The sequence below is a fragment of the Actinopolymorpha alba DSM 45243 genome (genome assembly GCF_000373925.1).
GTDB classification, from domain to species: Bacteria; Actinomycetota; Actinomycetes; order Propionibacteriales; family Actinopolymorphaceae; genus Actinopolymorpha; species Actinopolymorpha alba.
Genome location: NZ_KB892707.1, coordinates 65,192 through 84,917, shown reverse-complemented (window position 1 = coordinate 84,917; position 19,726 = coordinate 65,192). Strand labels below are relative to the sequence as shown.

The 19,726-nt window shown below is 69.7% G+C and carries 15 protein-coding genes; 11 read left to right on the top strand and 4 right to left on the bottom strand.

Features of this window, described 5'->3' with window-relative positions:
• The first annotated feature begins 7 nt into the window (after positions 1 to 7).
• The 5 genes from tal to pgl all read left to right on the top strand — a co-directional run bounded on the left by tal (position 8) and on the right by pgl (position 6,380).
• Positions 8 to 1,150, top strand: a complete 1,143-nt coding sequence (tal, locus tag B141_RS0100365) for a transaldolase (RefSeq protein ID WP_026256763.1) — start codon at positions 8 to 10, stop codon at positions 1,148 to 1,150.
• Positions 1,147 to 2,763: a hypothetical protein gene (locus tag B141_RS0100360; RefSeq protein WP_020573175.1), complete on the top strand. Its 1,617-nt coding sequence runs from the start codon at positions 1,147 to 1,149 to the stop codon at positions 2,761 to 2,763. Before tal ends, B141_RS0100360 begins: the two co-directional genes overlap by 4 nt.
• Positions 2,760 to 4,391, top strand: coding sequence for a glucose-6-phosphate dehydrogenase (gene zwf, locus B141_RS0100355; RefSeq protein WP_020573174.1), 1,632 nt, complete (start codon positions 2,760 to 2,762; stop codon positions 4,389 to 4,391). Before B141_RS0100360 ends, zwf begins: the two co-directional genes overlap by 4 nt.
• The gene (locus tag B141_RS38225; RefSeq protein WP_020573173.1) at positions 4,388 to 5,521 is read left to right on the top strand and encodes a glucose-6-phosphate dehydrogenase assembly protein OpcA; all 1,134 of its coding nucleotides are present in this window, start codon (positions 4,388 to 4,390) and stop codon (positions 5,519 to 5,521) included. The genes zwf and B141_RS38225 overlap by 4 nt, the downstream gene beginning before the upstream one ends.
• Before the next feature lie 76 nt (positions 5,522 to 5,597).
• Positions 5,598 to 6,380: a 6-phosphogluconolactonase gene (gene pgl / locus B141_RS0100345; protein ID WP_020573172.1), complete on the top strand. Its 783-nt coding sequence runs from the start codon at positions 5,598 to 5,600 to the stop codon at positions 6,378 to 6,380.
• Here pgl and B141_RS0100340 read toward each other — a convergent pair.
• Entirely contained in the window at positions 6,330 to 7,412 is a 1,083-nt protein-coding gene (locus B141_RS0100340; protein ID WP_020573171.1) for a LacI family DNA-binding transcriptional regulator, read from the bottom strand. The two genes, pgl and B141_RS0100340, sit on opposite strands and share 51 nt — an antisense overlap.
• Before the next feature lie 455 nt (positions 7,413 to 7,867).
• Here B141_RS0100340 and B141_RS0100335 point away from each other — a divergent pair, with 455 nt between their 5' ends.
• The 6 genes from B141_RS0100335 (at position 7,868) to B141_RS0100310 (ending at position 15,534) form a co-directional block, all read left to right on the top strand.
• On the top strand, positions 7,868 to 9,406 hold the full coding sequence (locus B141_RS0100335; RefSeq protein WP_020573170.1) for a sodium:solute symporter family protein: 1,539 nt from the start codon (positions 7,868 to 7,870) through the stop codon (positions 9,404 to 9,406).
• Positions 9,399 to 10,760, top strand: a complete 1,362-nt coding sequence (locus tag B141_RS51140; RefSeq protein WP_157180712.1) for an AGE family epimerase/isomerase — start codon at positions 9,399 to 9,401, stop codon at positions 10,758 to 10,760. Before B141_RS0100335 ends, B141_RS51140 begins: the two co-directional genes overlap by 8 nt.
• Complete coding sequence (locus tag B141_RS0100325) at positions 10,757 to 11,506, top strand: 6-phosphogluconolactonase (RefSeq protein ID WP_020573168.1); 750 nt, start codon at positions 10,757 to 10,759, stop codon at positions 11,504 to 11,506. The genes B141_RS51140 and B141_RS0100325 overlap by 4 nt, the downstream gene beginning before the upstream one ends.
• The gene (locus tag B141_RS0100320; RefSeq protein ID WP_020573167.1) at positions 11,493 to 12,698 is read left to right on the top strand and encodes an N-acetylglucosamine-6-phosphate deacetylase; all 1,206 of its coding nucleotides are present in this window, start codon (positions 11,493 to 11,495) and stop codon (positions 12,696 to 12,698) included. Before B141_RS0100325 ends, B141_RS0100320 begins: the two co-directional genes overlap by 14 nt.
• On the top strand, positions 12,695 to 13,828 hold the full coding sequence (locus tag B141_RS0100315; RefSeq protein WP_020573166.1) for a neutral/alkaline non-lysosomal ceramidase N-terminal domain-containing protein: 1,134 nt from the start codon (positions 12,695 to 12,697) through the stop codon (positions 13,826 to 13,828). Before B141_RS0100320 ends, B141_RS0100315 begins: the two co-directional genes overlap by 4 nt.
• A 173-nt stretch (positions 13,829 to 14,001) precedes the next feature.
• Positions 14,002 to 15,534, top strand: coding sequence for a lysine--tRNA ligase (locus B141_RS0100310; RefSeq protein WP_020573165.1), 1,533 nt, complete (start codon positions 14,002 to 14,004; stop codon positions 15,532 to 15,534).
• A gap of 608 nt (positions 15,535 to 16,142) precedes the next feature.
• On the opposite strand, the gene nadC is transcribed toward B141_RS0100310, so the two are convergent.
• Genes nadC through nadA form a run of 3 tightly spaced genes read right to left on the bottom strand, consistent with a single transcriptional unit; the run spans position 16,143 to position 19,692 of the window.
• Positions 16,143 to 17,042, bottom strand: coding sequence for a carboxylating nicotinate-nucleotide diphosphorylase (nadC, locus tag B141_RS0100305; protein WP_020573164.1), 900 nt, complete (start codon positions 17,040 to 17,042; stop codon positions 16,143 to 16,145).
• Positions 17,039 to 18,679 (bottom strand): L-aspartate oxidase, encoded by a 1,641-nt coding sequence (locus tag B141_RS0100300; protein ID WP_026256761.1) that lies wholly within the window; start codon positions 18,677 to 18,679, stop codon positions 17,039 to 17,041. Before B141_RS0100300 ends, nadC begins: the two co-directional genes overlap by 4 nt.
• Positions 18,676 to 19,692, bottom strand: a complete 1,017-nt coding sequence (gene nadA, locus B141_RS0100295) for a quinolinate synthase NadA (RefSeq protein ID WP_020573162.1) — start codon at positions 19,690 to 19,692, stop codon at positions 18,676 to 18,678. Before nadA ends, B141_RS0100300 begins: the two co-directional genes overlap by 4 nt.
• Between the last annotated feature and the right edge of the window lie 34 nt (positions 19,693 to 19,726).

Below are 19,726 nucleotides of genomic sequence, written 5' to 3'. Positions count from 1 at the left end.
AGACGACATGACCGACCGACTCCAGGCTCTCGCCGAGGCGGGCGTCGCCATCTGGATCGACGACGTTTCCCGCCAGCGGCTGAGCTCGGGCAACCTCGCCGAACTCGTCCACGACAAGCACGTCGTCGGCGTGACCAGCAATCCCACGATCTTCTCCAAGGCGCTCGCCGACGCCGATGAGTACGCCGAGCAGACACGGGACCTCGCGATCCGAGGCGTCGACGTCGAGGAGGCTGTCCGGGCGCTCACGACGTACGACATCCGCTGGGCATGCGACGTGCTCCGGCCGGCGTACGACGCGAGCGGCGGCGTGGACGGTCGGGTCTCGATCGAGGTCGACCCCCGGCTGGCCCGCGACACCGAGCGGACGATCGCCGAGGCCCGCGCTCTGTGGTGGCTCGTCGACCGGCCGAACCTCTTCATCAAGATCCCGGCGACCCGCGAGGGCCTGCCCGCGATCACGGCCGCCCTCGCCGAGGGCATCAGCGTCAACGTCACCCTGATCTTCGCGATCCAGCGTTACCGCGAGGTCATGGACGCCTTCCTCACCGGCCTGGAGCAGGCGAAGGCCAACGGCCACGACCTCGCGACGATCGGGAGTGTGGCGTCGTTCTTCGTCAGCCGGGTCGACACCGAGGTCGACAAGCGCCTCGACAAGCTCGGCTCCGACCAGGGGAAGGGACTGCGCGGCAAGGCGGCGATCGCCAACGCGCGGTTGGCGTTCGAGGCGTACGAAGAAGTTTTCGGGGTCTGGGGTCGTCCCCAGGAAGGCGGCGGTGCTGGAGACCGCTGGCAGGCCCTCGAGGCCGCCGGGGCCAAGCCGCAGCGGCCGCTGTGGGCATCCACCTCGACCAAGGACCCGAGCCTTCCCGACACCATCTACGTCACCGAGCTGGTGACGGCCGGCGTCGTCAACACCATGCCCGAGGCGACGATCAACGCGTTCGACGACCACGGCGAGGTCCACGGGGACACCGTCCGGGGACGGTACGCCGAGGCGCGTGAGGTGATCAACGACCTGGACGCGCTCGGCATCAGCTACGACGACGTGGTGCGGGTGCTCGAGGACGAGGGCGTGGAGAAGTTCGCGGCCAGCTGGAAGGAAGTCCTGGACACCGTGGGCAACGCTCTGGAGGGAGCACGCCAGTGACGGGAGACCTCCGCGTCGAGGTCGACCAGCCGGACGGCGGAGCGGTCCTCGACCAGTTGGTCAAGGACGACGTGGCGCCGGCCCTGGCCCGCAAGGACACGTCGCTCTGGGGCCCGGACGCGGAGTCTGAGGCGGCGGTCCGGCTCGGCTGGGTCGACCTGCCCCAGACCTCGCGGCCGCTCCTGGCGGAGATCGACGCGCTACGCGCAGACTTCCGCCAGGAGGGTCTCGACCACGTGGTCCTCGCCGGCATGGGCGGGTCGTCGCTTGCTCCTGAGGTCATCGCGGCCACGGCGCGTGTGGAGCTGACCGTGCTCGACTCGACTGACCCGGGCGTGGTCCGGCGGGCGCTCGCCGACCGGCTCGAACGCACCGTCCTGGTCGTCTCCAGCAAGTCCGGCACGACCGTCGAGACCGACAGCCAGCGGCGCGCCTACCTCCAGGCGTTCGCCGAGGCGGGCATCGACGGACCGAGCCGGATGGTCGTCGTCACCGATCCGGGCTCACCCCTCGCCAAGATCGCGGAGAGCGAGGGATACCGCAAGGTGTTCCACGCCGACCCGGACGTCGGCGGTCGCTACAGCGCGTTGACGGCGTTCGGGCTGGTGCCGGCGGGACTCGCTGGCGTCGACACCGCCGACCTTCTTGACGAGGCCGAGGCGGTCGCCGCCGACCTGGCCGCGTCGTCTCCCAGCAACCCCGCTCTGGCGTTGGGCGCCGCGCTCGGTGCCGCGCATCAGCTCGGTCGCGAGAAGGTCGTCCTCGCCGAGGGCGCGACGTCGATCAGGGGCTTCGCGGCGTGGGCGGAGCAATTGATCGCCGAGTCCACCGGGAAGCGCGGGCTCGGCCTGCTGCCGGTCGACGTCGGGAGATCCACCGCGCAGACGCCGGGCTGGGCGACCGCTGGTCCTGATGCCACCCCGGTCGCGATCGGAACCCCCGAGCACCCGGTCGAGGGCCAGATCATCACCGACGGCCCACTCGGCGCGATGTTCTTCCTGTGGGAGACGGCGGTCGCGGTCGCCGGCCGGGTGATCGGGATCAACCCCTTCGACCAGCCCGACGTCGAGGAGGCCAAGCGCCAGGCGCGGTCGCTGCTGGACTCCCCCGGCACCGGTGACGGCCTGCCGCGTGCGTGGGCTGAGGGCGCCGTGGAGGTGTACGCCGAGCCCGACACGCTGGGCGGTGCGCGCTCGCTCGACCACCTCTTCGGGTCGCTGCGGCAGCTGGTCCGGCCGACCGGCTACCTCGCGGTGCAGGCGTACCTCGACCGCGATGCCGACGCCGACGTGGCGAAGCTCCGCGACCTGGTGGCCGCCGGCAGCGGCGTCCAGACGACCTTCGGCTGGGGACCGCGGTTCCTCCACTCGACGGGGCAGTACCACAAGGGCGGGCACCGGGACGGTGCGTTCGTCCAGATCACCGGGGACGTACGTGAGGACCTCGCGGTCCCCGACCGGCCGTACACCTTCGGCCAACTCCAGCGCGCCCAGGCCGCGGGCGACGCGCGGGTCCTCGTCAAAACCGGCAGGCCAGTAGTCCGGCTGCACCTCACCGACCGGCCAGCCGGGATACGCCAGCTTCTCGAGTCAGCCGGAAAGGCGAACTCATGACCGACACAGCAAGTCCCGACACGCGTCAGAGAGACGCGGATGACGCGGGCCTCGCGCCGACACACGGGCGCCCCTACGGCTCGGTCGCGGTAGCCGGCGTACCCGCTCCTGACAGCAACTCCCTCCGCGATCCTCAGGACCGCCGGCTGCCCCGCATCGCCGGTCCGTGCGGCCTCATCATCTTCGGCGTCACCGGCGACCTGGCCCGCAAGAAGCTTCTCCCAGCGGTCTACGACCTCGCCAACCGCGGCCTGCTCCCACCCGGCTTCGCGCTGGTGGGTTTCGCCCGGCGGGACTGGGCGAACCAAGACTTCGAGCAGATCGTCCACGACGCGGTGAAGGAGCACGCGCGGACGCCGTTCCGGGAGGAGGTCTGGAAGCAGCTCAAGGAAGGCTGCCGGTTCGTGCCCGGGGAGCTCGGCGACGATGCGTCGTTCGAACGTCTCCGCGCCACGATCGAGGACCTCGACCGCGAACGCGGCACGAACGGCAACCACGCGTTCTACCTCTCGGTGCCGCCGCGGATGTTCCCCGTGACGATCCGCCAGCTCAAGGAGCACGGGCTGGCCGACCAGAGTCCGCGACACTGGCGCCGGGTCGTGGTCGAGAAGCCGTTCGGCCACGACCTCCAGAGCGCGCGCGAGCTCAACCGCATCGTGTCGGAGGTCTTCCCGCCCGAGGCGGTCTTCCGCATCGACCACTACCTCGGCAAGGAGACCGTCCAGAACATCCTGGCGCTGCGGTTCGCCAACCAGTTGTACGAACCCGTGTGGAACGCCAACTACGTCGACCACGTGCAGATCACGATGGCCGAGGACATCGGCATCGAAGGGCGCGCGGGCTACTACGACGGCATCGGCGCGGCCCGCGACGTGATCCAGAACCACCTGCTCCAGCTCCTCGCGCTCAACGCCATGGAGGAGCCGGTGAGCTTCGACGCCAAGAGCCTGCGGATCGAGAAGCAGAAGGTCCTCGCCGCGGTGCAACTCCCCCGCCGGCTCGACCTGCACACGGCGCGGGGACAGTACGCCGAGGGCTGGGCCGGCGGCGTGAAGGTCCCCGGCTACCTCGGGGAGGAAGGCATCCCCGCCGACTCGCGCACCGAGACGTACGCCGCGATCAAGCTCGAGATCGACACCCGGCGCTGGGCCGGCGTGCCGTTCTACCTGCGTACCGGCAAGCGGCTGGCCCGGCGGGTCACCGAGGTGGGCGTGGTTTTCAAGCGGGCGCCGCACCTGCCGTTCGCCGAGACGGCCACCGAGGAACTCGGCCACAACACCCTGGTGATGCGCATCCAGCCCGACGAGGGCATCACCCTGCGGTTTGGTTCGAAGGTGCCGGGCAGCCAGATGGAGATCCGCGACGTGACGATGGACTTCGCCTACGGCGGGGCCTTCACCGAATCGTCGCCGGAGGCGTACGAACGCCTGATCCTCGACGTGCTGCTCGGCGAGCCGCCGCTGTTTCCGCGGCATGAGGAGGTCGAGCTGTCCTGGCAGATCCTCGACCCGATCGTCAACTACTGGGCCGAGCATGACAAGCCCGATCAGTACCCCGCCGGCACCTGGGGGCCAGCCTCGGCCAACGAGATGCTCGCCCGGGACGGCCGGACCTGGAGGCGTCCGTGATCATCGACCTGTCTGACACGACCGCGAGTGAGATCGCGGCCGCACTGGTCAGGGCGCGCCGCAGCGCGGGCAGCCCGGCCATGGGCATGGTGCTCACCCTCATCGTCGTCGCCGACGAAAGCACCCACTACGACGCGCTCAAGGCCGCCATGCAGGCGGCGAAGGAGCATCCGTCCCGCATCCTCGGCGTGATTCCCCGAGCGGGTCGGGGCGCCCCGAGACTCGACGCGGAAGTCCGTGTCGGCGGCGAGGGCGGTGGCGGTGAGAGCGTCCTCCTGCGGTTGTACGGCGAACTCTCCAAGCACGCCGAGTCGGTCGTGATGCCGTTGCTGCTGCCCGAGTCGCCGGTCGTGGCCTGGTGGCCCGGCAAGGCACCCGACGAACCCTCCGCGGACCCGCTCGGACAGCTCTCGCAGCGCCGGGTCACCGACGCGGCGTCCGACCGGCGCCCCCTCACTGCCCTGCAGTCGCACTGCCACCGGTACGCCCCAGGTGACACCGACCTGTCCTGGACCCGGACCACTCCGTGGCGGGCCCTGCTGGCCGCCGCGCTCGATCAGTACCCCGTACCCGTGCAGAGTGCGACAGTCGAAGCCGAACGCGCGAACGCCAGCGCCGACCTGATCGCCGCCTGGCTGTCCCGAAAGCTGCGCATCCCCGCCACGGTCAAGGCCAGCAAGGGCCCCGGCATCACCGCGACCAGGCTGCACACCGAATCGGGCGACATCGCGATCACCCGCCCCGACGGCCTGCTCGCGAGGTACTCCATCCCCGGCCAACCCGAGCGGAACGTCGCGCTGAAACGCCGCGACACCTCCGAACTCCTGGCTGAGGAGCTACGCCGGCTCGACCCGGACGACGTCTACGCGCAGACGGTGGAGGAACTCCTTCGCAAGCTGGAGCGGGAGTCCGGGCAACGCCGGGCCCGGACGCCCACGCGTAGTACTTCCGCCGAGACCACGACCGCCAAGGCGGCCGCGAGCTCGACCGGCGGTTCCACCACGAAGTCGACCGCGGAGCCGGGCGGGAGATCGAGCGTCAAGAGCTCAGGCAAAGCCACCAAGGCCGCGGCCGGGTCGGCTGGCCGATCCAGCGCCCGCAAGCCCGCAGCGAAGCGAGGACGGGCATGAGCGAGCGCAGCGAGCGAATCAGTCAACACAGCGCCATTAGTGCCTCATGCGCGACCGCAGCGAAGCGAGGACGGGCATGAGCGCGCCCGAAATCGTTGTTCACGCCAACAAGGACCTGCTGGCCCAGGCCGTCGCGGCCCGCCTGGTGACCCGTCTGGTCGACGTCCAGGCGAGCCGAGGCAGCGCCTCGGTCGTCCTCACTGGAGGCGGGGTGGGGACCGGAGTACTCGCCGCGCTCGCGGAGTCCCCCGCCCGGGACGCGATCGACTGGCGGCACCTTGACGTCTGGTGGGGTGACGAGCGGTTCCTCCCAGCCGGTGACCCGGAACGCAACGAAACCGGTGCGCGGGCAGCACTTCTCGACCACGTACCCACCGACCCCGCGCGCATGCACCCGATGGCCGCCAGCGATGGTCCGGACGGCGACAACGTCGAGGCAGCCGCCGAACGCTACGCAGCGGAACTCGCCAAGGCCGTTCGTCCCGAGGACCACGGGCCGGTTCCGGCGTTCGACATCCTCATGCTCGGTGTCGGTCCGGACGGCCACGTCGCATCGCTCTTCCCCGAGCATCCGGCCGTGTACGAAGAAGAGCGCACGGTGGTCGGCGTACACGGATCGCCGAAGCCGCCGCCGATTCGGACCAGTCTGACGTTCCCCGCGATCAACGCCGCGCGCGAGGTGTGGTTCCTGGTTGCCGGCGAGGAGAAGGCCCGGGCGGTCCGGTTGGCGCTGTCCGGCGCGGGGCCCGTCCAGATCCCGGCGACCGGTGCGCACGGGCAACAGCGGACGCTGTGGCTGCTCGACCGGTCAGCTGCCAAAGATCTTCCGGCCGGCCTGCATCGCCCGGCCTCCCCCTGAGGTGGTTCTGTTCGCTGATCGTGAAGCAATCTTGGCTGCCGGCCCGGTGGTCGCGCGGACGATGAGCCGGGTGTCGAGGACGTAGCGGGCGTCGCGTACGTCCGAACTCCCGAGCACCCGCAGGAGAAGTTCGACGGCGAACCTTCCGGCCTCGTCCGTACGCGCTGAGACGGTGGTGAGCGGCGGCGAGGTGGTCGCGGCGACCACGTCGTCACATCCGATGACACTGAGCTGATCGGGGACGCTGACACCGGCGGTCGCGAGACCGGCCAGGATGCCCTGCGCCACCACGTCGTCGAACGCCACCACGCCCGTGACACCGCTCGCCAGCAGGTCGAGCACGCGGGCGACGCCGCTGTCGTATGTCGGCCGGCGGGCCGCGACGGTGACCAACTCGAGCCCGCTGGCCGAACTGGCCCGCTGAATCGCGCGGCGGCGTTGTTGGTTGGACCAGGAGGTCTGCGGGCCGCTCACGTAGGCGATCCGGCGGTGGCCCAGCTCGGCGAGATGAGCGACGGCGGCCGTGATCCCGCTCGCGGTGTCGATGAGCACCCTCGGAATCCCTTTGATGTCGCGGTTCACGAGCACCACGGGGCGGCGGTCGGCGTGCCGGCGTACGACCTGGGCCGCCAGCCGGGAGGACGCCGAGACGATGCCCTCGACCTGGCCGGCGAACCTTCCCAGCAGGACGTCCTCGCGTGCGGGACTTTCGTCGGAGTCACCGAGGAAAACGCAGTACCCAGCCTGGTCGGCGGCCTGCTGCGCACCGCGGACCAGGGGCGGAAAGAACGGGTTGGCGATGTCGGGTACGACGAGGGCAAGGGTCGCGTAACGTCCGGTGGACAGGGCCCTCGCGGCGACGTTCGGGGTGTAGCCGAGGCGTCCGGCAATCGCCTGCACGTGCTCGACCGTCGACGGCTTCAGGAGTTCGGGTCGGCTGAACGCCCTCGACACCGTGGCCCGGGACACGCCAGCGGCGTCGGCGACCTCGCGAATGGTGGGTGTGCCGCGCGGCGCCTCGGTCTCTGGCATACACGCAGCTTAGATCGCGCTCACGCGCCGACCCGTCCGGTCTCGTGGTTGAGCCCCCAAATGATCACGTATACGTGGTCATTGCCTGCTTCCCATGGTGTCGGTGCCATGCAAGGCATGCATTGACCACGTATACGTGATCATTTGGGGCCTCACACAGCGGTGCCTCACGGTGAGCTGGACGATTCTCAGGCCAGGGCCTGCAACCGGTTGCGTGCACGGACCAGGAGCTCTCCACTGCTGACCCGGCAACGGACGCGGCTCGCGACGTCCCGAGGCTGGCGACTCCACCCCTCCCCGAACGCCCCATCGCCAGGTTTAACCAGAACGACAAGGCCCCGAAACCCGCCCACCCGCCACTCGGCGCCAAGGTCATGACCAGATCGGGAACCGCGACCACCCAACGGTTGACCTGCAAGCGGTTGCACACAAGACTCGGGCCTCTGGGAGGGCAGATGGGCACATTCGGCTGGCTCGTACTCGCGGCCTACTTCGTTGTCATGGTCGGCATCGGAGTCTGGGCCAAGGCACGGATCCGCGACGCGCGCGACTTCTTCGTCGCCGGTGGACGGCTGCCCTGGTGGCTGTCTGGAATCTCGCACCACATGTCGGGCTACAGCGCGGCCGTCTTCGTGGGGTACGCCGCGGTCGCCTACGAGTTCGGCTTCACGCTCTACGTGTGGTGGGCGGTGGCCATCACCGTCGCGATGCTCGTGGGTGCCGCGGTGTTCGCACCCCGCTGGCCCCGGCTACGTCAACGGTTCGGGATCATCTCGCCACTAGAGTACCTCTCGACTCGCTACAACGTGCCGACGCAACAGCTCCTTGCGTGGAGCGGCACCGCACTCAAGGTCTTCGACGTCGGCGCGAAGTGGGCCGCGACCGCAATCCTGCTCGACATCTTCGCCGGAGTGCCGCTGATCTGGGGCATTCTCCTGACGGGCGGAGTCACGCTGATCTACTCGACGATCGGCGGCCTGTGGGCGGATGCTCTCACCGACTTCGGGCAGTTCCTGATCCAGCTGGTCGCCGGGGCGACGCTGTTCGTTGCCGTACTCGCGAAGCTCGGTGGAATACCCGCCGTCTGGGGAATCTGGGACCAGCTACCCGCGGACCATTCCCGTGCGTTCAACGGCGACTACACGGTCGCGTTCGTCCTGGCGTACATGTTGATCGCGACACTTTCGTACAACGGCGGCACCTGGAACCTCGCGCAGCGGTTCATCGCCGCACCCGACGCGCGGTCGGCGCGCCGGGCCGCACTCCTGTCGGCCGGGCTCTATCTCATCTGGCCGCTGGTGTTGTTCTTTCCGATGTGGGCGGCGCCGTTGCTGCTGCCGGACCTGGCCGATCCCTCGCAGTCGTACGCCCTGGTCACGTTGCAGCTTCTGCCCGAAGGTCTGGTGGGTCTGGTCCTCGCCGGGATGTTCGCGCACACAATGGCCATGACCTCCTCTGACGCGAACGCGATCTCGGCCGTGGTGCTCCGCGACATCCTCCCGGCGATCTGGAAGGGCGCCCGGCAGATGACCGGCCGCGCCGAACTCGCCGCCGGGCGGTTCAGTGTGTTCTGTTTCATCGCCCTCTCCATGGGCATCGCGCTCGCCGCGGACTCCTTCGGTGGCGTGCTCGGCCTCATCATCTTGTGGTTTGGCGCACTGGTCGGGCCGATCGCGATTCCCATGCTGCTTGGGATGTTGCCCGCGTTCCGGCGGTGCGGGCCGAGCGCCGCGATCGCCTCGTGGGCAACGGGTCTGGTGGTGTTCGTCCTCGTGAAGTACGCGTTCGCCGACGCGATCGCCAGGCTCGGTGGCAATCTGGGACCGACGTTCACGGTCGCGGGGCCGGTGGCGTGCGCGTTGCTGGTCTTCGTCCTCACCGGGTTCGTCCGTCCGTGGCGCAACCAGGACTCCGACGCTCTGGTGGCGGAGCTCGCCACCGACGTCGGGCCAGACGACACCGGAACCCGGACGGAGGCGGCCCGCCATGGCTGAGGATATGGACCTGCGGTCGCATCTGGTCGACGACGTTCTCTCCTGGTGGCTGCGTCATGGTCCCGACCTCGAGCATGGCGGCGTCTTCACCTGTTGGGACAACCGCGGCGCCCACCTCATTTCGACCGACAAGTACACCTGGTCGCAGGGACGCTGGATCTGGTTGACGGCCCGGCTCGCGGAGGCGGTCGGCACCGGCGCCCTCCCAGCGCAAGGTGACCTTGACGCTGATCGCCTGCTCCAGTTGGCGCGCGGCGCCGCCGCGTTCGTCCGCCAGCACGCGGTGCTTCCCGATCTGACGACGGCGTACGTCACCGACCAGCGCGGCAGTCCGTTCCCGCCGACGCCCGGATCCGGCTTGCACACCAGCGTGTTCGCCGACTGCTTCGTCGCACTCGGGCTAGCCGCGCTGGCCAGGGTCGACAATGATGCCGACAGCGGCGCCCTTGCTGACGCGCTGCTCGACTCGGCCGACGTACGCATCCAGGCGGGTCAGGTGCGGACGGATCCCTATCCCGTGCACGCCAGCTTCGCCGCCTTCGCGCTGCCGATGATCCTGGTGGGTACGGCCGCCGAGGTGCACCGTGCGACCGGCAGTGCGCGTAGCGCCGACATCGCGGTCCGGGCCGCCAGAGCGATCTCCGACGCTTTCCGTACCGGCAGCGACCTGGTGGAGCTGCAACCCCGCGTTGACGGCCTGGACGACACGCTCCTGGCCCGCCACCGTACCCCCGGACACGCACTGGAATGCCTGTGGTTTCTCGTCCATGCCGCCGACGTGGTGCCCGGCGTCGACCGGGCGCTCCACGGCGCGCTCCACGGGGCGACTCAGAACGGCGGCGCGGTCGATGTGCCGGCCAGTTGGCTTCCTCAGGCCGCCCTGCGCGCACTCGAGATCGGCTGGGACGACGAGTACGGCGGGTTGTTCAGGTACGTCGACCTGGCGGGTGGACAGCCGACCGGGCGACTCCTCGACGACGCCTACGAACGCCTGGTCCGCGACACCTGGGACACCAAGCTGTGGTGGCCGCACGCCGAAGCGATGTACACGACGGCGCTGCTGTCCCGCCGGAACGCCGGCACAGAAAGTCCCGCCACCGGCAACCCCGCCACCGGCAAACCCGCCACCGGTAATCCCGCCGCGGCTGAGCTGGCATGGTGGTACGACCGCCTGTCCGCCTACACCTTCGAGACCTTCCCGGCCGGGCCGGGGCGGGAGTGGATCCAGATCCGCCAGCGGGATGGTTCGCCGCTGGACCAGACGGTCGCCCTTCCGGTGAAGGATCCGTTCCACATCGCGCGTTCCCTGCTCCTGCTGGTCGAACTCGACGTCGCCGAAAGGAATGCCCTGTGACAGTGCCCGATCCGACCGTTCGTATCTTCCCCGACCGCGCGAGCCTCGGCATCGCCGCGGCGGCTGACATCGCCGCCGAGGTCCGGGAGCGCCTGAGCCATGGGGGTACGGCGCGCGTGGTGTTCGCGGCGGCGCCGAGTCAGCAGGAAACCCTTGCGGCGTTGGCGGGAGAGCCGGACATCGACTGGACGAGGGTCACGGCGTTCCACATGGACGACTACCTCGGGCTCCCCGAGGGCGCGCCACAGAGATTCTCGACCTGGCTCCGCACCGCCTTCTTCGACCAGGTGCCGCTGAAGGATGTCCACCTGATGCGGACCGACGGCGACGCCGAGGCGCGGGCGGCTGAGTACGCCGCCCTACTCGCCGAAGCACCGATCGACGTTGTTTGCATGGGCATCGGAGTCAACGGTCACATAGCGTTCAACGATCCGCCGGTGGCCGACTTCGAAGACCCGCTGGCGGTCAAGGTCGTCGAGCTCGACGACACCTGCCGCCAACAGCAGGTTGACGACGGCTGCTTCGCGACATTCGACGACGTCCCGCCGACGGCACTGACGCTGACGGTTCCTCGCTTGCTGGACGCGGGCCGGTTGTTCTGCATGGTGCCGGGCCGCGCGAAGGCGCCGGCTGTGCGGCGGGCCCTACGGGACGAGATCTCCGAAGCGTGCCCGGCAACGGCACTGCGTACCCACCCCGCCCGCACCATCTACCTCGACCAGGATTCGGCCAGTGAGCTCGACTGAATCTGGCGCGTTCGACGTCTCCGGAAAGGACCCAGCGACCGGCGAGCGGCTCGTCGTACGCGTACGCGATGGGCTGATCGCCGAGGTACGCCTGGCTGAACCCGCACCGCACGGCGACCCGGATCCATCCACACCGCAAGGCGATCTTGACACCTGGCTTGCCCCCGGCCTGATCGACCTGCAGGTCAACGGATTCGCCGGCTTCGACGTCAACGCCTCAGACAGCGAAGCCGACACCGACACCATCACGAAGCTGGTCCGGGCGCTGTGGAGCGTCGGCGTCACGACCGTCGTTCCCACGGTGATCACCGCGCCGGAGGCGCACATCGTGGCCTGCCTGCGCCGGATCGCACGGGCTCGCGCCGCGGATCCGCTGGTCCGCCACGCGATCCCCTACGTACATGTGGAAGGCCCACATCTGTCAGCCGAGGACGGTCCGCGTGGTGTGCACCCGCCCGAACACCTGCGTGCCCCGGACGTCGCGGAGTTCCTTCGCTGGCAGGAATCCAGTGCCGGGCTGGTCGGCCTGGTGACGATGTCACCCCACTTCCCCGACAGCACGCCGTACATCGCGGCGCTGGTCTCCCACGGCGTTCGGGTTGCCGTCGGCCACACGCACGCCACGCCTGATCAGATCAGAACCGCCGCCGAAGCGGGCGCCAGTCTCAGCACGCATCTGGGAAACGGTGCTCACGCCGTCCTGCCGCGCCATCCCCACTACATCTGGGCGCAGCTAGCGCAGGACCGGCTGTCCGCCGGCTTCATCGCTGACGGCCACCACCTGCCAGCCGACACCCTCGTAGCGATGCTGCGCGCCAAAGGGCTCAACCGGTCGTTCCTCGTCTCCGACGCCACCGCCCTCGCGGGGTCACCGCCCGGGATCTACCAAACGCCGGTGGGTGGAGAGGTCGAACTCTCCGAGGACGGCAGACTCTCCCACCGGGGCACGCCGTTTCTCGCGGGCGCGGCCCGACCGATCAGCGACGGGGTCGCGCACGTCGCCAACCTCGGGCCGTTCTCGCTCGCCGAAGCGGTGGCGCTGGCGAGCGGCTCGCCCGGGAGGTTCTGTGGCGGGCGCGGTGAGCTCAGGGTCGGCGCGACCGCCGACCTCGTGCGGTTCCGCTGGTCACCCGGCAAGCCCACCTTGACGATCGAGCAGGTGGTGGTGGCCGGAACGCGGGTGGTCGGATGACCGATTCGGCGCCCGTCGGCGCGGCCGTCGTCGACATCACCCCGCCGGCAGGACTCGCGATGTCCGGCTTCGCCGCCCGCACCTCGCCCGCCACCGGCACCCATGACCGGCTCAGCGCACGCGCGCTCCGCGTCGGCGACGCGATCGTGGTCACGGCTGACACCTGCGGGCTCCACGAGGACAGCTGCGAACGGATCCGGCGGGCCGTCCTCGCCAGCGAACCCCAGGTGGACGGTGTGGTCGTGGCCGCCACCCACACCCACGGCGGCCCCGCGGTTGTGCCCGGCCGGCTGGGCGGTCCGGTCGATCCGGCGTACCTCCGGAGCCTGGAGCAAGCCTGCGTTCACGCCGCTCGCCAGGCGTACGCCCACGCCCGGCCGGCGACGGTGTCATTCGGGATCGGCCGCGACCCCGGCGTCGCCCGCAATCGGCGCCGCCCCGACGGACCCACCGACCCGAGGCTGCCGGTCCTGACGTTCCGGGATGAAACCGGTCGCACGATTGCGATCGTCACGTCGTACGCCTGCCATCCCGTGGTGCTCGGCGCCGACAACACGCTGTGGACCGCCGACTATCCGGGCGTCGTACGCCGGGAACTCGAACGCACGCACCCGGATGCGGTCGCGATCTTTCTCACCGGCTGCTGTGGCGACGCCAACACGGGGCATTCCGCGAGCGCCTCGATGACCCTCGGCGCCAGCACCAACCGGACCTTTCCGGCCTGCGAGCGGATCGGCACGGCGATCGCCCAGGCGGCGCTCGAAACCCGGCCCGTCCCGACCACCGGGCCGACGGGCGTCCGTCAACGCCAGGTAGCGCTCGCGCTCGCCGACGGCACACCGTGGGTCGGCCGGGTCTCGGTCCTCGACTGGGTCGGTGTCCGCCTGGTGGCCCTGCCCGGCGAGCCGTTCGCGGCGACCGCGCTGGCGATCCGCTCGGCGCTGCCGGGGCCGACGGTGGTGATCGGGTACGCCGACGGCTGTCCTGGCTACTTCCCGACCCGGGAGGAGTACGCCTTCGGTGGGTATGAAGTGGAGGACGCCCACCGCTACTACGGCATGTCCTCGGCCTTCGCGCCCGGATCGGCTGAGCGACTCCGGGACGCGGCGATCGACCTTGCACGCTCCTGAGCCGGCACCGGCGCCCTCGGCTCCTCTGACGCACAGCTCCTTTCACGCACGGCTCCTCTCCTGGAACCCCGTGCGACCAGGCGACCACCCGCGGGCGGATACCATCCGGGGGTTGGATTGTCCTGCCCGCCGCGCGACGGTCGCGGCGACCCGAGGAGTACGGAGCACACAGCGTGGCAGCCGAAGAGGAGTCCTTGGCGGCGACAGAGGACGCCAGTTTGCTCGAGACCATCCGGACGCAGCGGATCGACAAGATCCACAAGCTGCGCGAGGCGGGTATCGAGCCGTACCCCTCCGGACCGGTCGACAAGACGGCCGCCGCCGACGCGCTCAAGCTGCCCGACGGCGCGGCTGTCACGATCGCCGGCCGGATCATGCTGTTCCGCGTCATGGGCAACATCGCCTTCGGTCGGCTGCACGACGAGAGCGGCGACATCCAGTTCGTCCTTTCCCGCAAGGAACTCGACCAGGCAGCCGCGCCCGAATCAGCCTCGCCCGAGGTGGGCTTCAAGTTCTGGGTCCGCAACCTCGACCTCGGCGACTTCGTCGCCATCGAGGGTGAACGCATGGAGACCCGGACCGGCGAGCGTTCGGTCAACGCGCGGCGCGTGACGCTGCTGTCGAAGTCGCTGCGGCCCCTTCCCGACAAGCACGCCGGCCTCAACAACGAGGACGTCCTTCTCCGTAAGCGCTACCTCGACATCCTCCTGCACCGGGAGGTGCAGGAGATGATCTACAAGAAGGCGCGCTTCTGGCGTTCCATCCGGAGGTTCCTCGAAGACCGCGCCTTCGTCGAGGTGCAGACCCCCGCGCTCGAACACACCACCGGCGGGGCCGACGCGCGTCCTTTCGTGACGCACCACAACTACCTCGGCACCGACGTCTGCCTACGGATCTCGATGGGCGAGCTGTGGCAGAAGCGCCTGCTGGTTGGCGGGTTGGAGAAGGTGTTCGAGATCGGCCGGCAGTTCCGCAACGAGAACCAAAGCCGCGAACACCTCAACGACTACGACCAGATGGAGTTCTACTGGGCGTACGCCAACTACGAGTGGGGCATGCAGCTGGTCCAGGAACTCTTCATCCACACTATTTCCGAGACGTTCGGGACTCTGCAGTTCACCCTCCACCGCAACGGTCGCGAGTACGTCGTCGACCTCGGCGCGGAATGGCAGCGCTACGACTACGTCGAGACCGTCGCGGAGCTGACGGGTGTCAACGTGCTCGAGGCCAGCACCGCTGAGCTGGTGGCGAAGCTCGACGAGCTTGAGGTGCCGTACGACAAGGACGGTCTCAACCACGCCCGGGCCATGGACGCGCTGTGGAAGCACTGCCGGCGGCAGCTCACCGGGCCGGGGTTCCTGGTCAACGAGCCGCTGGAGGTGTCGCCGCTGGCCAAGCGGAACGCCGACCGGCCTGGGATCGTCGAACGCTTCCACGTCGTCATCGCCGGAAGCGAGTTGGGGAACGGCTACTCCGAGCTCAACGATCCGGTCGACCAGGCGGAGCGGTTCGCCGAGCAGCAGGCCTTGCGGGAGGCCGGCGACAGCGAGGCGCAGATGGCCGACGACGAGTTCGTCGAGGCGCTGGAGTACGCCATGCCGCCGGCGTGCGGGTTCGGGATGAGCGAGCGGGTGTTCGCGTTCTTCATGGACAAGAGCATCCGCGAGTGCCAGATCTTTCCGCTGCTGAAACCCGCCTCGACGTAGGTCCGGTCCGCTGGCGCACTCGGCCTCGAGGACGCCCTATGCAAAGACGTCCGCAGGCCCTGGTGAGGCCCGAAGTAGCGCCAGGATGAGGAAGACTTTTCGTCGCTATATGACCAAAATCCTTCATGATCCTTGAAGGCGCAGCCTCATGTCTCACGGACCGGACAGCCTGGAGACTGGTTCGTGATCATTTCGGGGAAGTGGCCCACGCTTCGCGCGAAAGGTGGGCCACTTCCCCGAAATGATCTTGATCGGGTTTGAGAATTGCTCACTATGCGGGATCGCTCGCGACGTTGCGATGACTTGGCGGAGGGGTTCGGCGAAGAAGCCGAGACACGGCGGACCGGGCGGGCATCTGACTAAGCCTCCCTTGAAGCATGCCTGCCGTCCCAGGATCCGGATGGCTTAGGTGTACGAAATGTGAGACAGCTGGGACCCCACGCGCCAAATCCTCACCATGCACGGTGAATTCGGCACGCCTCGTAGGGAGATGCCGCGTGAGGTTACGGCTGTCTCACATGTCGTACACCTGGCCGTATCAGATGCTGAGAGATCAGGGGCTAGGCGGGCCGAGCCTCAGCAGGTCCAGCCAGACCGCGGCCAACACCTCAGCGGAGGTCGAGGCCGAGATCCAGTGCGGGCGCCGAATGGGTCAACGCCCCCACCGCCAGATAGTCCACACCGGTCGAGGCGTACGCCCGCGCCACGTCCAGGGAGAGCCCGCCGGACGCCTCCAGCAACGTGCCGGTCCCAGCCGCGCGGGTACGCCGGACCGCCTCCGCGCACTCCTCCACGCTGAAGTTGTCGAGCAGCACGAGTTCGGCCTTCGCCTCCAGGACGGCGTCCAACTCGGCCAGTGTCGTGACCTCCACCTCGCACGGGAGTTCCAGCGCCCGGGCCCGGACCGCCGCGAGTGCCGCAGACACCGAACCGGCCGCGACCACGTGGTTGTCCTTGATGAGCACCGCGTCGCCGAGACCGAGCCGGTGGTTGACGCCGCCACCGCAGCGGACGGCGTACTTCTCCAGTAACCGCAGCCCAGGCAGCGTCTTGCGGGTGTCGCGGATCGCGCAGTGCGTTCCTGCCACGGCGTCCACCCAGGCCGCGGTGGCGGTCGCCACGCCGGAGAGGTGGCAGACCAGGTTGAGCGCGGTCCGCTCGGCGGTGAGCAGCGCGCGCACGGGTCCACGCAGGACGAGTGCCGGCTCGCCGGCGGACAGGCGGGTCCCGTCCTCCAGACGGGACACCACCTCCACCGCACCCGGAGCCACCAGGTCGAGAACGACACCCACCAGCAGCCCACCCGCAAGGACGCCTTGCGCGCGGGGGGTGAGATCGGCCTCGGCGGTCGCATCGGCCGGCACGGTCGCTTCTGTCGTGGCGTCCGGGCCGTACCGCAGGTCCTCCGTCAACGCGGTCTTGACAACTCGCAGCACGTCGTCGACCTCGAGCCCCGCCCGCTCCAGGCCAGCCGCCACCGCGGGCAACAGTTCGCTGCGCTCGCTCATGCCACACCTCCCAGAGCCAGCACCCGCGCTGGCGCGACCTGTCCGGACTCATCAAGCTCGACAACAAGGCTTCGCCGCCACTGAAGGTCGTCGGGCACGGGGTAGTCGTGGCGTACGTGGCAACCGCGCGACTCCAGGCGTTCCTGCGCCGCCGTGACAAGGGCCCGCGCGGTCAGGTCGAGTGCGGCGTTCTCGACATCCTCGCGGGTACGCACCGGCCGAACCGTCGAGGCCTCAGCCAGGGTGTCGGCGAGGACCCCGAGCCCGTCGGCGTCCCGCCCGATCGCGGCATACCGGCTCATCATCCGTTGCAGGGTTGGGCGTTCGGCAACGGCAACGCTCAGCGACGAGGAGGCATCCGCGTCCTCGACCTCGGCCCGGCGCGGATCGGCGAGCACACCGGCCGCGTGGTCGGCCAACGCGGCCCGGGCCGCCCGCGCGCCGACGACCAGCCCTTCCAACAGGCTGTTGGAGGCCAGCCGGTTGGCGCCGTGCAGGCCGGTCCGGGCCACCTCGCCGGCGGCGTAAAGGCCGGGTACGCGGGTACGACCGTCGACCGTGGTCACGACGCCGCCACAGCCGAAATGGGCCGCCGGGGCGACCGGGATGGGCTGCGTCGCCGGGTCGATGCCGGCCGCTGCGCAGGCGGCGTACACCGTCGGGAAGCGCGCCTGGAACATCTGCCCACCGAGGTGGGTCGCGTCCAGGAAGACGTGATCGTCCACGCCACCGGGCGCGTCCGCCAACCGGCGGATGATCGCCGCCGACACCACGTCGCGCGGGGCCAGGTCACCCAGCGGGTGAACGCCGGCCATCACCGGGGCACCCGCACCGTCGACCAGGACCGCGCCCTCACCGCGAACCGCCTCGGTCACCAGCGGCCGGCGTCCGGTCGCATCATGACCGGTGTAGAGCACCGTCGGGTGGAACTGCACGAACTCCAGGTCGGCGACCGTCGCCCCCGCCCGCAGGGCAAGAGCGATCCCGTCACCCGTCGCGACATCGGGGTTCGTCGTCGACTGGTAGAGGTGGCCGAGTCCACCCGTGGCCAGCAGGACGGCGGGTGCCCGCAGGATTCCGAAGGTGCCGTCGTCGTCGAGGACCACGAGTCCGGCCGCGGCACCTTCGGGGGTACGCAGGATCCGGACGGCCGCCTGGCGTTCGAGCACCGTCAACTCGCGGTTGCGCGCGCTCGCCAGCAGGGTGCGTTCGACCTCGGCTCCAGTGGCGTCGCCGCCCGCATGGACGACCCGGAACGCGCTGTGCCCGCCTTCGCGGGTACGGGCGAGCAGGCCGTCGGCGAGCGTGTCGAAGCGGGCACCCACCCGCCGCAGAGCCGTCACCGCGCCGGGCCCGTCGGCAAGCACCGTCGCGACCGCGTCGGCCTCGCACAGACCAGCACCCGCGACCAGGGTGTCGTCGATGTGCCGGCGTACTGAGTCGCCGTCGTCGTGCTCGCCGGGCAGCACGACCGCAACCCCGCCTTGCGCCCACCGGGTGTTGCCGTCCCGGGCACCGGCCTTGGTGACCACGAGCACCCGTAGCCCACGACGCGACGCTTCCAGCGCGGCGGTGAGACCGGCCACGCCGGTGCCGACGACCACCAGGTCCGCGGCAGCCTCCCAAGGGCTACTCATTCGCCGCCGCCGGGTTGGCCGATCTCCACCATCCGCTGGACGGCGCCGCGCGCCCGGTCCGCGATCGCGGGGTCGACGTGCACCTCGTCGGCTCCTTCACGCAGGCTGCGCAGCAGGGCCGCCGGGGTGATCATCTTCATGTACCGGCAGGACGCCCGCTCGTTGACGGCGCGGAAGTCGACGCCCGGCGAGGCCTTGCGGAGCTGGTGCAGCATGCCCACCTCGGTCGCGACCAGCACCGACCGCGACGTCGTCCGCTTGGCGGCGTCGAGCATGCCGCCGGTCGAGAGGATCTTCACCCGCTCAGCGGGGACCGCGCCCTCGCCCGCCAGGTAGAGCGCGGAGGTCGCGCAGCCGCATTCGGGGTGGATGAACAGCTCGGCGTCCGGGTTGGCCGCGGCACGCTCGGCGAGCTCGGTGCCGTTGATGCCGGCGTGGACGTGGCACTCCCCCGCCCAGATGTGCAGGTTGTCACGCCCGGTCTCCCGCTTGACGTGCGCGCCCAGGAACATGTCGGGGCAGAACAGCACCTCGCGGTCGGCCGGAATGGAACGCACCACCTCGACCGCGTTGGACGACGTACAGCAGATGTCGGTCTCGGCCTTCACCTCGGCGGTGGTGTTGACGTACGACACAACCACCGCGCCCGGGTGCTCGGCCTTCCAGGCCCGCAGCTGGTCGGCGGTGATGGAGTCGGCGAGCGAGCAGCCGGCCCGTGCGTCGGGGATGAGCACGGTCTTGTCAGGACTCAGGATCTTCGCGGTCTCGGCCATGAAGTGGACGCCGCAGAAGACGATCGTGGAGGCGTCGCTGGCCGCGGCGATGCGGCTCAGCGCCAGGGAGTCACCCGTGTGGTCGGCGATGTCCTGGATCTCGGGAATCTGGTAGTTGTGCGCGAGCAGGACGGCGTCGCGCTCCTTGGCGAGCCGGCGTACTTCTTCCTGCCACGCACGGTCCGGCACCACACCGTCGTAGGCGCCAGCCGTGCGGTCCGCTGAAGTGACAGCGGTCATAAGACCCTCCCGGAGGGTTTTCGCCTTAGGATCG